The following is a 13,616-nucleotide window of genomic DNA, read 5'->3' as shown; positions in this document are numbered from 1 at the left end:
AGGCTCGTCAAGCGCGATAGCAGATGACAGCGCCCTACGGCTCGGCCAGAAGGCGGCGATGCTTGAGCGCGTGCTGTTCGTCCATTCCAACTTCCCGGCCCAGTTTCGCGACCTGGCGCGCGAGCTGGTCGCGCGGGGCGTCGCCTGCGCGGCGATCGGCGGCCAGACCTCGCCGGGCCTGGAGGGCGTGCGCCTTGCCAAATGGTCCAACAGCAAGGCCTCGACGCCCGGCATCCTGCCGCTGGCCGTCCGCGCGGAAGCGGACCTGATCCGAGGTCGCGCGGCGCTGGACGCGGCCCTGGAGCTGAAGGCCGAGGGCTTCGAGCCGGACCTGATCATCGGCCATCCCGGCTGGGGCGAGACCGTGTTCCTCGAAGAGCCGTTCCCCAAGGCGCGGCGCATCCTCTTCTCGGAGTTCTTCTACAAGGGCCGCGGCGCGGACGTCGGCTTCGACGACGAGTTCCTGCCCACCAGCTTCGAGACCATCATCGGCGCGACCGCCAAGAACGCCGTGCTGTCGCTGGCGCTGACCCAGGCCGACGCCATCGTCTGCCCGACCGAGTTCCAGGCCTCGACCCATCCGGACATCTTCCGGCCGCGCATGCGCCTGATCCACGAGGGCGTCGACACCCAGGCGATCCGGCCGGCGCCGCGCACCCGCATCATCCTGCCCGACCGCACGCCGATCGAGCCCGAGACGCCGCTCATCACCCACGTCAACCGCAACCTGGAGCCCCTGCGCGGGCTGCACGTCTTCCTGCGGGCCCTGCCCCGCGTGCTGGACGAGGCGCCCGACGCCCGGGTGCTGATCGTGGGCGCCGAGGCCAAGCGCGGCTACGGCGGCTCGCCGCTCGACGGCCGCAGTTGGAAGGAAGTCTGCCTGGACGGGCTGGAGGACAGGCTCGACTGGTCGCGGGTCCACTTCCTGGGCCGCCTGCCCCACAACCAGATGCTGACGGTGCTGCGCGCCTCCACCGCCCACGTCTACTACAGCTATCCCTTCGTGCTCTCCTGGTCGCTGCTGGAGGCCATGGCCAGCGGCTGCTACATCATCGGCTCGGACACCGCGCCGGTGCGCGACGCGCTGGCGGACGGGGTGAACAGCCGCCTTGTCGACTTCTTCGACGTGGACGGGCTCTCCGCCGCCCTGATCGACGCCTGCCGCCGGCCGGAGGCCTTCGGCGCCCTGCGCGCGGCCGCCCGCGCCACGGCGGTCGAGCATTTCGACGCCGCAGCCGGCCGGGCGGCCTGGCTCTCGCTGATCGACGAGGTGACGGCCACGCCTAGGCGTGGCTGAGCATCGGCCAGAGCGACAGCACCAAAAGGCCGGCCATCGTCAGGTTGAACGCGCGCAGCGCCGCCGGCCGGTCGAGGAAACGCCGCATGCCCACGCCGAAGCCCGTCCAGGCGCCGATGCAGGGCAGGTTCACCGCCCAGAAGACCAGGCCCATGATGGCGAGGTTGACCAGGTATCCGGCCTGGGGCGTGTAGGCGCTCACCGCGCTCACCGCCATGGCCCAGGCCTTGGGATTGACCCACTGGAAGCCGACCGCCTGCAGGAAGCTCATCGGCCGGCCCGCGGCCGCGGCCTGCCCCAGGCCCTTGGCGGTGGCGAGCTTCCAGGCCAGCCACAAGAGGTAGGCGCCGCCCAGCGCCTTCAGGACGACGTGCAGCACCGGATAGGCGGTGAAGAGACCGCCCAGCCCGAAGCCCGCGGCCAGGATCAGCACGAGAAAGCCCAGCGACACGCCGGCCATGTGCGGCAGGGTGCGCTTCAGGCCGAAATTGGCGCCCGAGGCCATCAGCATGGCGTTGTTCGGCCCCGGCGTGATCGACGAGACGAAGGCGAACAGGGCGAGCGCCGCGAGCAAGTCGGGCGTGAAGGACGTCGGCGGTGTGGTCATGGCAGGATTGCTCCGCTGGGCTGGCCGGTCCGGCGGAGCGAACATCGCAAGGATCCCCGTTCCGTCGCCGGAAAGGGGTCGATGACTGATGATCGTGGGATCGATCCTAGAGTCCGCGTCCTTTCCGCATGCCAGCCGCCATCCACCAGGCGCTGGCCTGGCAGGCGATAAGTGCGGCGGCGGATACGGTCGTGCGGAGCATGGTCTCTAGGCCGAAGGACGCGTCTGCGTCGCTCAGCCGCCTAGCACGAACCGCGGCGGCGCGCCACGGCCAAGCCTTCAGATCGCGCCCGCGCCATAGAGCCTGCGCAGGATCGCGGGCGCCAGGCCCGGCAAGTCCTCGGCGATCAGGCCAGGTCCGTGCAGGTCGGCCGCCTCGGCGTGGATCCAGGCCGCCGCGCAGGCCGCCTCGAAGCTCTCCATCCCCTGGGCGACCAGTCCGCCGATGAAGCCGGCCAGCACGTCGCCCGAACCCGCCGTCGCCAGCCACGGCGAGCCGTTGACGTTCACCGCCGCGCGCCCATCCGGCGCGGCGATCACGGTGTCGGCCCCCTTGAGCAGAACGACCGCGTCTGCGCGCTTCGCGGCCGTGCGCGCCGCCGTGATCCGCTCCGGCCCCGCCTTCAGGAGGCCGGGGAAGATCCGCTCGAACTCGCCGGGATGCGGGGTGAGCACGTCGTCGCGGTCGAGCACGGAGAACAGCTCCTCCGGATCGTCGCGGAACACGGTGATGGCGTCGGCGTCGATCACCAGCGCCGAGCCGGTGCGCGCCAGGGCCAGCACGTTCAGCAGCGTCGTCTCGTTGACGCCCGCCGCCGGGCCGATGACCGCAGCGTCGACGTCGGCGGCGGCGGCCTCCAGTTCGCCGTCGGTCTCGAACGGCTGCAGCATCACCGCCTCCAGGTGGGCGGCGTTGACCGCCAGCGCGTCGGGGGGCGACAGCACGGTGACCAGCCCCGCCCCCAGCCGCAGGCCCGAGCGCGAGGCCAGCCTGGCCGCCCCGGTGCGCCAGGCCGGCCCGCTGACCACGATCATCCGGCCGCGCGCATGCTTGTGCGAGCTGGCGTCGGGCCAGGGAAAGCGCGTCAGCCAAAGCTCCGGCGTGTTCTCGAACAGGGTGGCCGGCGTCGGCCCCAGGCCGATGTCGGCCACCACCACCTCGCCGCACCGTTCGCGCGCCGGCTCAAGCACATGCGCCGGCTTCTTGGCATGGAAGGTGACCGTCAGCGCCGCCGCCGCCGCCGGCCCGGCCGTCTCGGCCAGGTCGCCGCGCACGCCGCTCGGCATGTCCACGGCGATCACCCGCTCCGGATGCTCGGCCAGCCGCTGCGCCGCCGCCGCCGCCGCCCCGTCGAGCGGACGCGACAGGCCCGCGCCGAACAGGGCGTCCACCACCAGCGTTCCGTCCTGCGCCACGAAGCCGTTCAGCGGGCCGGTTTCGCCGTCCCAGAGCGCGGCCGCCGCCTTGGCGTCCGCCGTGGCCGGCGCCGCCAGGGCCTTCACGGTGGTCGGCCAGCCCCGCGCCTTCAGCAGCCTGGCGACCACATAGCCGTCGCCGCCGTTGTTGCCGGGGCCGCAGAGCACGGTCACCGGCCGGGGGGCGAAGCGCTCGACGATCGCGTCGGCCACCGCCGCGCCGGCCCGCTCCATCAGCACGCTTCCGGGCGTTCCCGCCGCGATCGCCGCCTGGTCCGCCGCGCCGATCTCCGCGACGGTGAGAATTGTACGCGCCGCCACGGCCCGCTCCGCAGACGTCAGAGAACCTGGGTGGAGGCTTCGCGCCCCTTGGTGATCAGGGTCAAGGACCGTCCGTCGGTCTCCAGGACGCTGATCGAGGCGTGATCGGGCCGGAAGTTGACCACGTGCTCGTCGCCCGTGAGCGTGGAGATCACCGCGTTGATCGCCACGAAGTGGCTGAACACCGCCGTGTCGCCGCGCGCCAACAGCGACTGGGCGATCGAGCGGCGCCAGGCGTCGTAGTCGAGGTCGCCCTCGATCTCGCGCCACAGGCCGCCGAACGCCTTGCGCAGCCAGGCGCCGCGATCGCTCATCGGCACCGCAGCCGGCGTCGGGATCTCGCCGACCCTGGGGTCGACCTCGGCCGTCACGCCCAGCGCCGCGGCCAGGGGCGCGGCGGTTTCGCGGCAGCGGCGCAGGGGGGAACTGACCACCAGCGAGGGCCGTTCGGCCGGCGGCAGGCCGAGCAGGACGTCGCGCGCCGCCTCCGCCTGGCCCCTGCCCTGGTCGTCGAGCCCCGGATCCTCGTCCGCGTCGCCCCAGGTCGCGGCGGGCTTGCCATGGCGAATGAGATACAGGCGCGGCATCGCGGGCTCCGGCGTCTTGCGGCGTGGACGCGCCGTAAGGGCCATGACTGGGCCGGCTTGTCACCCCCGTTTCGCGCCGGCCCGTCGGTTTCCCGACGCAGCCTACGCGCCGCAATCTTCAGCAACTTTCACTGTGGCGATGCGCCCGGCGCCGCATGGCCGCGCAGCGGATCGCCGATTCGCGAGCCCGACAGGTCATCCAGTTGCATGATCAAGCCGCGCGGAGCGCTGCTGAGAGCCGCTCGCACCCCTTCCACGGCCCAAACCCGAGGCGAATTGCGACATGAGCAAATTATGTGCGCTTGGCGCCCGCCATATAGGCGCCAGTCAGGAGCGTAACCATCCCGACCAGGAGGGGCGCCGACGCCCCCTTGCGCGGCCCGGCTGCGACGTGCTCCGTCGCGGCGACCGTTTCGGGGCGGTCGGCCGAGTGCGAATTGAGCTATGAAAAAAGTCGAAGCCATCATCAAACCGTTCAAGCTGGACGAAGTGAAGGAAGCCCTTCAGGAGCTTGGGGTTCAGGGGATGACGGTGATGGAGGCCAAGGGCTACGGGCGCCAGAAAGGGCACACCGAGCTCTACCGCGGCGCCGAGTACGTGGTCGATTTCCTGCCCAAGATAAAAGTCGAGATCGTGATCGCTGACGATCAGCTAGAGCCGGTTCTCGAAGCCATCACCGGGGCCGCCCGCACGGGCCGCATCGGCGACGGCAAGATCTTCGTGTCCGAGATTTCCAATGTCCTGCGTATCCGGACAGGGGAAAGCGGCGCGCAAGCGATCTGATTTGAGACGAACACCGAATTCCAAAAGGGGATGACAACATGGCCACCGCAAAAGACATCCTGCACCTGATCAAGGAAAAGGAAGTCAAATACGTAGACGTCCGCTTCACCGACGTGCGCGGCAAGATGCAGCACGTCACCTTCGACATCGATCTCGTCGATGACGACTTCCTGACCGACGGCACGATGTTCGACGGCTCGTCGATCGCGGGTTGGAAGGCGATCAACGAGTCCGACATGAAGCTGCGTCCCGACCTGGACACGGCCTACATCGACCCGTTCTACCAGCAGACCACGCTGTGCCTGTTCTGCGACGTACTGAACCCCGACACCAACACCCCCTACAACCGCGACCCGCGCTCGATCGCCAAGGCGGCGCTGAATTTCGTCAAGTCCTCCGGCGTCGGCGACACGGTGTACTTCGGCCCCGAGGCCGAGTTCTTCATCTTCGACGACGTGCGCTGGTCCGTCCAACCTAACAACACCGGCTACACCTACGACTCGACCGAGCTGCCGGTGAACTCAGCCAAGGAATATCCGGAAGGCAACATGGGCCATCGCCCGGGCCCGAAGGGCGGCTACTTCCCGGTCAATCCGGTCGACAGCTGCCAGGACCTGCGCGGCGAAATGCTGGCCGTCATGGGCGAACTGGGCATGAAGCCGGAAAAGCACCACCACGAAGTGGCGCCGGCCCAGCACGAACTTGGCCTGAAGTTCGACACCATGATCACCATGGCCGACCGTCTGCAGCTCTATAAGTACGTCATCCAGAACGTGGCCGCGGCCTACGGCAAGACGGCCACCTTCATGGCCAAGCCGATGTTCGCCGACAACGGCTCGGGCATGCACGTTCACCAGTCGATCTGGGGCGACGGCAAGCCGCTGTTCGCCGGCGACAAGTACGCCGGCCTGTCGGACACCTGCCTCTACTACATCGGCGGCATCATCAAGCACGCCAAGGCGATCAACGCCTTCTCCAACTCGACCACCAACAGCTACAAGCGCCTGGTGCCCGGCTACGAAGCCCCGGTGAAGCTGGCCTACTCGGCCCGCAACCGCTCGGCCTCGATCCGGATCCCGCACGTCGAGAGCCCCAAGGGCAAGCGTATCGAAGCGCGCTTCCCCGATCCGATGGGCAATCCCTACCTGACCTTCGTCGCGCTGCTGATGGCCGGCATGGACGGGATCATCAACAAGATCGATCCGGGCGGCCCGGCCGATAAGAACCTCTACGACCTGCCGCCGCGCGAGCAGAAGAAGATCCCGGAAGTCTGCGGCTCGCTGCGCGAAGCGCTCGAGAACCTGGACAAGGACCGCGCCTTCCTGAAGGCCGGCGGCGTCATGGACGACGACTTCATCGACAGCTACATCGAGCTGAAGATGGAAGAAGTCATGCGGCTGCAACTGCACCCGCACCCGGTCGAATTCGACATGTACTTCAAGTGCTAAGCTTCAGCGCTTGAAGTCGGGCGAGAAGGGCCGCGGAGCAATCCGCGGCCCTTTTCATATCGCCGAAAGGCGAGACGCGCGCAGGCGCGCGCCTCCGGACGCCCCCAGACCGCCCAGGCGCTCAGAGCTTCTGGGCGACGTACCAGTAGAGGGCGAACATCACCGCCGCCGGCGCGGCGTAGCAGCCGGCGAACAGCCAGGGCGACGGATTGCTCGGCAACGCCGCCGCGATCGTCGAGCCGATCAGCACGGTCAGGAAAATCGCCAGGGCCGTGCCCATGATGTTGATGAGTTCGCGCGGCAGGCTGCGAAAGAGCTGAAGATGGCCGCGGTTGCTGACGTCAGACATTCATGTTCCTCCAACGCGGACGGCCGCTTCTTGTCCGGCCGCGCCCTGGGGACGCGGACGCCGACGCATGTCCGTTCGCTTAACGCATGGTCACGCAAAACGAGCGCTCATGGCAAGTGTTCCTTGCACGTGCGCTGGGCGACGCGACCGAGAAGCCCGCGCGACGGGCGCCGCGGCGCGGCGCGGCCCTTGCCCTGGCGGCCGGCGCGCCGCATACGGCAGGGGTCCGAATCGCATCAATTTCCAGAGTCATGCCCAAGGCCACCGCCCAAGCCTCCCTGTTCGACGACGCCCTGAACCCCGCGCCGGCCGCGCCGCTCGCGCAGAGCCACGAGCCCCGCGCGGAGCCGCCGGCCCAGAGCGACAAGCCGTCGGGCGGCTATTCGGCCAAGGACATCGAGGTCCTGGAAGGCCTGGAGCCGGTGCGCAAGCGCCCCGGCATGTACATCGGCGGCACCGACGAACGGGCCCTGCACCATCTGTTCGCCGAGGTGCTGGACAACGCCATGGACGAGGCGGTGGCCGGCCACGCCAAGGTGATCGAGGTGCGCCTGGACGCCGAGGGCGTGCTCACCGTCAAGGACGACGGCCGCGGCATTCCGGTGGACCCGCACCCCAAGCATCCAGGCAAGTCCGCCCTGGAAGTGATCATGACGGTGCTCCACTCGGGCGGGAAGTTCTCCGGCAAGGCCTATGAGACCTCCGGCGGCCTGCACGGCGTGGGCGTGTCGGTGGTGAACGCGCTGTCCGAGCGCGTCGACGTGGTCGCCTTCAAGGACGGCTTCGAGTGGCGCCAGTCGTTCTCGCGCGGCAAGCCCCTGGGCGCGATCGAGAAACTCGCCCCCACCCGCAAACACGGCACGGCGATCAGCTTCAAGCCGGACCCGGAGATCTTCGGCGACAACACCGCCTTCAAGCCGGCCAGACTCTATCGCATGGCCCGCTCCAAGGCCTACCTCTTCGGCGGGGTGGAGATCCGCTGGTCCTGCGATCCGTCGCGCATCCACGACCAGACGCCGCCCGAGGCGGTGTTCCGCTTCCCCAACGGCCTGGCCGACTTCCTGGCCGAGCGGGTCAAGTCCGTGGAGACCGTCACCCCCGAGCCCTTCGCCGGCCGCTACGAGCGCCCGGGAGAGACCGGCAAGGTGGAGTGGGCCGTCACCTGGACCGGCGCCGGCTTCGGCGAGGCCGACGGCTTCATGCAGTCCTACTGCAACACCGTGCCCACCCCCGAGGGCGGCACCCACGAGGCCGGGCTGCGCGCGGCCCTGACCCGGGGCCTGAAGCAGTACGCAGAGCTCACCGGCGAGAAGCGCGGCGGGCTGATCACCGCCGACGACGTGATCGCCCAGGCCGGCGCCCTGGTCAGCGTGTTCATCGCCAACCCGGAGTTCCAGGGCCAGACCAAGGAGAAGCTCTCCTCGTCGGACGCCCAGCGCCTGGTCGAGAACGCCCTGCGCGATCCCTTCGACCACTGGCTGACCGCCCAGCCCAAAGCCGCCAGCGCGCTGCTGCAGTTCGTCATCGACCGCGCCGAGGAGCGGCTGAAGCGGCGCCGCGAAAAGGAAGTCGCCCGCGCCTCGGCCACCCGCAAGCTGCGCCTGCCGGGCAAGCTCGCCGACTGTTCCGGCCAGGCGACCGACGGCACCGAGATCTTCCTGGTGGAAGGCGACTCGGCCGGCGGCTCGGCCAAGCAGGCCCGCGACCGCCGCACCCAGGCGATCCTGCCCCTGCGCGGCAAGATCCTGAACGTGGCCTCGGCCTCCAGCGACAAGACCGGCGGCAACCGCGAGCTTTCCGACCTCTTGCTGGCGCTCGGCGTCCAGGGCGGCTCGAAGTTCCGCGAGGAGGATCTGCGCTACGAGCGCGTGGTGATCATGACCGACGCCGACGTCGACGGCGCGCACATCGCCAGCCTGTTGATCACCTTCTTCTTCCGCACCATGCCCGACCTGATCCGCTCGGGACGGCTCTACCTGGCCCTGCCGCCGCTCTACCGCCTGAGCCACGGCGGCAAGGTGGTCTACGCCCGCGACGACGCCCACCGCGAGGAGCTGCTGGCCAGCGAGTTCAAGGGCAAGAAGCCGGAGATCAGCCGATTCAAGGGCCTGGGCGAGATGATGCCCTCGCAGCTGAAGGAGACCACCATGGATCCGAACAAGCGGATCCTGGCGCGGGTCACCCTGCCCCGCTCTGAAGAGGCGGTCGAGGAGCTGGTCGAGGCGCTGATGGGCCGCAAGCCGGAGCTGCGCTTCCGCTTCATCCAGGAGAACGCCGAGTTCGCTGCGGCCGACCTGGACGTCTGAAGTCTGCCGCTTTGGCGGCGCCTTCGGCGTCTTCGCAGCAGAATTCCGTTCAGCGCGTTGACTTGAAAGTGCTAACCCGTATGTTCCGGCCCGCGCGACGATCGCCGTGCGCGCCGCCGCGGATCGCATGCCTTCTTGGGCGGACCGACCGCCTACATTGCCGCTGATGACCGATTTTTCCGACCTGGGCCTTTCGCCTGCGACGCTCAAGGCTGTCGCCGAAACTGGCTATACGACCGCCACTCCGATCCAGGAGCAGGCCATTCCCGTCGCGCTCGCCGGCCGCGACGTGCTGGGCATCGCCCAGACCGGCACGGGCAAGACCGCCGCCTTCACCCTGCCGATGATCGACCGGCTCGCCGCCGGCCGCTCCAAGGCGCGCATGCCGCGCTCGCTGGTGATCGCGCCGACCCGCGAACTCGCCGACCAGGTGGCCTCGTCCTTCGAGAAGTACGCCGCGGGCCAGAAGCTCTCGTGGGCGCTGCTGATCGGCGGGGTGTCCTTCGGCGACCAGGAAGCCAAGCTCGACCGCGGGGTCGACGTGCTGATCGCCACGCCGGGCCGCCTGCTCGACCACTTCGAGCGCGGCAAGCTGCTGCTCACCGGCGTGCAGATCATGGTGGTCGACGAAGCCGACCGCATGCTCGACATGGGCTTCATCCCGGACATCGAGCGCATCTTCAAGCTGACGCCGCCGAAGAAGCAGACCCTGTTCTTCTCGGCCACCATGCCGCCGGAGATCACCCGGCTCACCAAGCAGTTCCTGAACGATCCGACACGGATCGAGGTCGCCCGTCCGGCCACGACGGCCGAGACCATCGCCCAGCACATCGTTCCCCTGCCGACCTCCGAGCCGAAGGCCAAGCGCACGGCGCTGCGCGCCCTGATCGAGCGCGGCGAGGTGGTCAACGGCATCGTCTTCTGCAACCGCAAGTCCGAAGTCGACATCGTCGCCAAGTCGCTGAAGAAGCATGGCTTCGACGCGGCGGCCATCCACGGCGACCTGGACCAGGCCACGCGCATGCGCACCCTGGACAGCTTCCGCAAGGGCGAGCTGAAGCTCTTGGTGGCCTCCGACGTGGCCGCCCGCGGCCTGGACATCCCCGCCGTCGGCCACGTCTTCAACTACGACGTGCCGCACCACGCCGACGACTACGTCCACCGGATCGGCCGGACGGGGCGCGCCGGGCGCACCGGCGAAGCCTACATGATCACCACGCCGGCCGACTCCAAGAACCTGGACAAGGTGCTCAAGCTGATCGGCAAGACGCCCGAGACGCTGAGCCTGGACCTGGACTGGGACAGCCTGAAGGACGAGGGCGGCCGCAGCCGGCGCCCCTCCACCCGCGAGCGCGGCTCCGCACGCTCCCGCGACCGCGATCGCGACCGCACCACCTCGCGCCGCCCGCGCCGTGAGGACAGCGAAGCCGCCGCCGAGGCGCCCGCTGCGCCCGAGACCGCCGAAGCCCCCGCGCCCGAGGCCCGGCCCGCCCGCGCCAGGCGCGAAGAGGCCCCCAAGGCGCGTTCGGCCGAGGCCAAGGCCCCGCCGCGCGAGCGTCGCCGCGACGAAGACCGCGACTCCGTCGTGGGATTCGGCGCCGACGTGCCGGCCTTCCTGATGCGCCCGCCGCCGGCGACCTCCGGAAAGAATTGACCGTCGCACTGCGACTTTTAACCGCTCATTTGAGACTCGCCCCTATCGTCAAGCTGAACGCTGGGTCGTGACGGAGAATCCGTCGGCCCCCGCAGGGTGGGGAAAGTCGAAGATGTCGGACGATCTCGAGATCAGGCTGCGTGGGCCCGGCGCCTACGCCTTGGCTCGCCAAGCTGTCGAACAGATGGAAAAGCACGGCGTCTGGCCGACGGCGCTGAATTTCGAGATCTGGATGTACTATGTGGCCGCGCCCGACAGCGCGCTCGGCCGCGAGGTGGCCCGCCTGCTCACCACGGGCGAAGCCTTCACCGACAAGGTCAGCGACGAACTGGCCGCGCTCTATCTGCCCAAGGCCCGCCTGAACGAACAGATCCGCGACGCGGGCGACCAGTTGAGCAAGGAACTGGCCTCGGTGTCCCAGGCCATCCAGTCGGCGCAGAAGTCCAGCGAGGCCTATGGCCAGACGCTGGCCGACGCCAGCCAGAGCCTCGGCGCCCAGGTCGACGTGGACGCCCTGCGCAAGACGGTCGACAACCTGGCCAGCGCGACCAAGCGCGTGCAGCGCGAGAACAAGTCCCTGGAAAAGCGCCTGGCCGAGTCCAGCGCCGAAGTGTCCAAGCTGCGCGAACACCTGGAGCAGGTGCGCCGCGACGCCACGACCGACGGCCTGACGAACCTGGCCAACCGCAAGTCGTTCGACGACGAACTGGCCCGCGCCTGCGCCGAGGCCGACGCCAAGGGCGAGGCGCTCACCCTGGCGGTGATCGACATCGACCACTTCAAGAGCTTCAACGACACCTGGGGCCACCAGACCGGCGACCAGGTGATCCGCTACGTCGCCAGCGTGATCGGCCGCGTGGGCGCCCCGCCCCGCTTCGCCGCCCGCTACGGCGGCGAGGAATTCGCCCTGATCTTCCCGGGAGAGGGCGCGGACATGGCCGCGGGCACCCTCGAGGAGATCCGCGAAGAGGTGTCCTCGCGCATCCTCAAGCGCCGCTCCACCAACGAAGACCTCGGCGCGATCACCGTCTCCGCGGGCGTGGCCCAGCGCCGCCCGGGCGAAAACGGCCACAGCGTGATGGAACGGGCCGACGCGGCGCTCTACGCCTCCAAGCGCAGCGGCCGCAACCGGGTGACCAACGCCGAACCGGTCGCCAACGCGGCCTGACCGCGGGCGATTTCCGCTAGCCTGACGTGGGGGCGCCTCCCCTTAAGATCGCCGCAAGACGATCTGAACGGGAGGATTCCTTGGGCTATCAGAAGATCAAGGCGCAGGTCGCCGACGGCATCGGGATCATCACCCTGTCGGACCCGTCGACGCTGAACGCCGCCGGCCTGGACCTGATGGAAGAGCTGACGCACGCCTGCGCGACCTTCGCGGCGGACGGCTCCGGCGTGCGGGCCCTGGTGATCACCGGCGAGGGCCGCGGCTTCTGCTCCGGGGCGAACCTTTCCGGCCGGGGCGGCGCCATGCCCGAGCCGCCGCCTGGGGGACCGGATTCCGGCGCCGCCCTGGCCACCGTCTACAACCCCTTCGTCTCGATGCTGCGGGAGTTCCCCGCCCCGATCGTCACCGCGATCAACGGCGTGGCGGCGGGCGTCGGCTGTTCGCTGGCGCTGATGGGCGACATCATCGTGGCCGCCGAGAGCGCCTATTTCCTGCAGGCGTTCCGTCGCATCGGCCTGGTGCCCGACGGCGGCTCGACCTACCTGCTGCCGCGCCTGATCGGCAAGGCGCGGGCGATGGAGATGATGCTGCTGGGCGACAAGATCCCCGCGGCGACCGCGCTGGACTGGGGCCTGATCAATCGCTGCGTGCCCGACGCCCAGTTGATGGAAAGCGCCGTGGAGATCGCCCGCGCGCTCGCCACCGGCCCGAAGTCGCTGGCGGCCACCCGCAAGCTCGTGTGGGACAGTCTCGACGCCGACTGGGCCGAGCAGCTCTGGGCCGAGCGGATGGGCCAGCGCGACGCCGGACGCACCGAGGATTCCCGCGAAGGCGTGATCGCCTTCCTGCAGAAGCGCCCCGCCGAGTTCAAGGGCCGCTGAGGTCGCTTCGAGGCCGGTCCGCCGGGGCCGGCCTCAGCTCTCCAGCTTCGCCGGCTGGATCGTCACGCTCTCGCCGCAGCCGCAGGCGTCGGTCTCGTTCGGGTTCTTGAACACGAACTTGGCGGCCAGGCGCGTGACCTCGTAGTCGATCTCGGTGCCGATCAGGAAGAGCACCGCCTTGGGCTCGATCAGGATGGTCACGCCCTTGTCCTCGACCACCTCGTCCAGCGGGTCGGCCGTCTCGGCGTACTCCAGCACGTACTCCTGGCCGGCGCAGCCGCCGTTCTTCACCCCCACGCGCAGGCCGGCGTAGGGCTTCTCGGCCTTGGCCATGATCTCGCGCACGCGTTCGGCGGCGCGGTCGGTCAGGGTGACCACCTTGGGCCGGGGGCGGCGGGCGCGGGGTTGCGGGGCGGCGTGCAGGGTGCTCATGGCGTCAGAACATGTTCAGTTGCAGCTTGGCCTCGTCGCTCATGCGCGAGGGATCCCACGGCGGATCGAACACCAGCTCGACGGTGCACGACTTCACCCCCGGGATCTCCATGACCGCGTCCTGCACCCAGCCGGGCATCTCGCCGGCCACCGGGCAGCCCGGCGCGGTCAGGGTCATGTCGATCGCCACGTCCTTCTCGTCGGACACGTCGACCTTGTAGATCAGGCCGAGCTCGTAGATGTCGACGGGGATCTCCGGGTCGAACACCGTCTTCAGCTTCTCGATGAGCTGGTCGGTGATCTGGTCCAGTTCGGCCTGCGACAGCGGCGTCGGGGCGTTCGGCTCGATGTGGGCGGCGTCATCCAT

General features: G+C 69.4%; 13 protein-coding genes. 7 read left to right on the top strand and 6 right to left on the bottom strand.

Annotated features, from left to right (window positions below; all coding sequences use genetic code 11):
- Positions 1–58: 58 nt before the first annotated feature.
- The gene (locus ACE3TA_RS03275) at positions 59–1,297 is read left to right on the top strand and encodes a glycosyltransferase (RefSeq protein ID WP_374570399.1); all 1,239 of its coding nucleotides are present in this window, start codon (positions 59–61) and stop codon (positions 1,295–1,297) included.
- On the opposite strand, the gene ACE3TA_RS03270 is transcribed toward ACE3TA_RS03275, so the two are convergent.
- From ACE3TA_RS03270 to ACE3TA_RS03260, 3 genes are all read right to left on the bottom strand, one after another.
- The gene (locus ACE3TA_RS03270; RefSeq protein WP_374570398.1) at positions 1,284–1,904 is read right to left on the bottom strand and encodes a LysE family translocator; all 621 of its coding nucleotides are present in this window, start codon (positions 1,902–1,904) and stop codon (positions 1,284–1,286) included. The genes ACE3TA_RS03275 and ACE3TA_RS03270 overlap by 14 nt on opposite strands.
- A gap of 279 nt (positions 1,905–2,183) precedes the next feature.
- Positions 2,184–3,641: an NAD(P)H-hydrate dehydratase gene (locus ACE3TA_RS03265; RefSeq protein ID WP_374570396.1), complete on the bottom strand. Its 1,458-nt coding sequence runs from the start codon at positions 3,639–3,641 to the stop codon at positions 2,184–2,186.
- A 17-nt stretch (positions 3,642–3,658) separates the two neighbouring features.
- Positions 3,659–4,228 carry a histidine phosphatase family protein gene (locus ACE3TA_RS03260; RefSeq protein WP_374570394.1) on the bottom strand — a complete coding sequence of 190 codons (570 nt, stop codon included), beginning with the start codon at positions 4,226–4,228 and terminating at the stop codon, positions 3,659–3,661.
- A gap of 444 nt (positions 4,229–4,672) precedes the next feature.
- Between ACE3TA_RS03260 and ACE3TA_RS03255 the strand changes: the two genes are divergently transcribed.
- Positions 4,673–5,011: a P-II family nitrogen regulator gene (locus tag ACE3TA_RS03255; RefSeq protein WP_374570391.1), complete on the top strand. Its 339-nt coding sequence runs from the start codon at positions 4,673–4,675 to the stop codon at positions 5,009–5,011.
- A 38-nt stretch (positions 5,012–5,049) separates the two neighbouring features.
- Positions 5,050–6,459: a type I glutamate--ammonia ligase gene (gene glnA / locus ACE3TA_RS03250; RefSeq protein WP_374570388.1), complete on the top strand. Its 1,410-nt coding sequence runs from the start codon at positions 5,050–5,052 to the stop codon at positions 6,457–6,459.
- A gap of 121 nt (positions 6,460–6,580) precedes the next feature.
- Here the strand turns inward: glnA and ACE3TA_RS03245 are convergent, their stop codons facing one another.
- Entirely contained in the window at positions 6,581–6,808 is a 228-nt protein-coding gene (locus ACE3TA_RS03245) for a hypothetical protein (protein ID WP_374570386.1), read from the bottom strand.
- Between the two features lie 251 nt (positions 6,809–7,059).
- Here ACE3TA_RS03245 and parE point away from each other — a divergent pair, with 251 nt between their 5' ends.
- From parE to ACE3TA_RS03225, 4 genes are all read left to right on the top strand, one after another.
- Positions 7,060–9,114, top strand: a complete 2,055-nt coding sequence (gene parE / locus ACE3TA_RS03240; RefSeq protein ID WP_374570384.1) for a DNA topoisomerase IV subunit B — start codon at positions 7,060–7,062, stop codon at positions 9,112–9,114.
- A 166-nt stretch (positions 9,115–9,280) separates the two neighbouring features.
- The gene (locus ACE3TA_RS03235) at positions 9,281–10,768 is read left to right on the top strand and encodes a DEAD/DEAH box helicase (protein WP_374570382.1); all 1,488 of its coding nucleotides are present in this window, start codon (positions 9,281–9,283) and stop codon (positions 10,766–10,768) included.
- A 112-nt stretch (positions 10,769–10,880) separates the two neighbouring features.
- On the top strand, positions 10,881–11,936 hold the full coding sequence (locus ACE3TA_RS03230; protein ID WP_374570380.1) for a diguanylate cyclase domain-containing protein: 1,056 nt from the start codon (positions 10,881–10,883) through the stop codon (positions 11,934–11,936).
- Between the two features lie 80 nt (positions 11,937–12,016).
- Positions 12,017–12,817 carry an enoyl-CoA hydratase/isomerase gene (locus tag ACE3TA_RS03225; protein WP_374570378.1) on the top strand — a complete coding sequence of 267 codons (801 nt, stop codon included), beginning with the start codon at positions 12,017–12,019 and terminating at the stop codon, positions 12,815–12,817.
- Positions 12,818–12,850: 33 nt separating this feature from the next.
- On the opposite strand, the gene ACE3TA_RS03220 is transcribed toward ACE3TA_RS03225, so the two are convergent.
- A complete protein-coding gene (locus ACE3TA_RS03220; protein WP_374570375.1) occupies positions 12,851–13,249 on the bottom strand; it encodes a HesB/IscA family protein in 399 nt (132 codons plus the stop codon).
- 4 nt (positions 13,250–13,253) lie between these two features.
- Positions 13,254–13,616 (bottom strand): SUF system Fe-S cluster assembly protein, encoded by a 363-nt coding sequence (locus ACE3TA_RS03215; RefSeq protein ID WP_374570373.1) that lies wholly within the window; start codon positions 13,614–13,616, stop codon positions 13,254–13,256.

Source organism: Phenylobacterium sp., assembly GCF_041916435.1.
GTDB lineage: Bacteria > Pseudomonadota > Alphaproteobacteria > Caulobacterales > Caulobacteraceae > Phenylobacterium.
Note: the sequence above shows the minus strand (reverse complement) of the source record. Positions and strands in the feature narration are given on the sequence as shown.

What these genes read in the sequence shown, in the direction of transcription:
- ACE3TA_RS03275 (WP_374570399.1), top strand. Translation starts at nt 59, where the DNA reads ATGCTTGAGCGCGTGCTGTTCGTCCATTCCAACTTCCCGGCCCAGTTT.
- ACE3TA_RS03270 (WP_374570398.1), bottom strand. Translation starts at nt 1,904, where the DNA reads ATGACCACACCGCCGACGTCCTTCACGCCCGACTTGCTCGCGGCGCTC.
- ACE3TA_RS03260 (WP_374570394.1), bottom strand. Translation starts at nt 4,228, where the DNA reads ATGCCGCGCCTGTATCTCATTCGCCATGGCAAGCCCGCCGCGACCTGG.
- ACE3TA_RS03255 (WP_374570391.1), top strand. Translation starts at nt 4,673, where the DNA reads ATGAAAAAAGTCGAAGCCATCATCAAACCGTTCAAGCTGGACGAAGTG.
- glnA (WP_374570388.1), top strand. Translation starts at nt 5,050, where the DNA reads ATGGCCACCGCAAAAGACATCCTGCACCTGATCAAGGAAAAGGAAGTC.
- ACE3TA_RS03245 (WP_374570386.1), bottom strand. Translation starts at nt 6,808, where the DNA reads ATGTCTGACGTCAGCAACCGCGGCCATCTTCAGCTCTTTCGCAGCCTG.
- parE (WP_374570384.1), top strand. Translation starts at nt 7,060, where the DNA reads ATGCCCAAGGCCACCGCCCAAGCCTCCCTGTTCGACGACGCCCTGAAC.
- ACE3TA_RS03235 (WP_374570382.1), top strand. Translation starts at nt 9,281, where the DNA reads ATGACCGATTTTTCCGACCTGGGCCTTTCGCCTGCGACGCTCAAGGCT.
- ACE3TA_RS03230 (WP_374570380.1), top strand. Translation starts at nt 10,881, where the DNA reads ATGTCGGACGATCTCGAGATCAGGCTGCGTGGGCCCGGCGCCTACGCC.
- ACE3TA_RS03220 (WP_374570375.1), bottom strand. Translation starts at nt 13,249, where the DNA reads ATGAGCACCCTGCACGCCGCCCCGCAACCCCGCGCCCGCCGCCCCCGG.
- ACE3TA_RS03215 (WP_374570373.1), bottom strand. Translation starts at nt 13,616, where the DNA reads ATGGATGACGCCGCCCACATCGAGCCGAACGCCCCGACGCCGCTGTCG.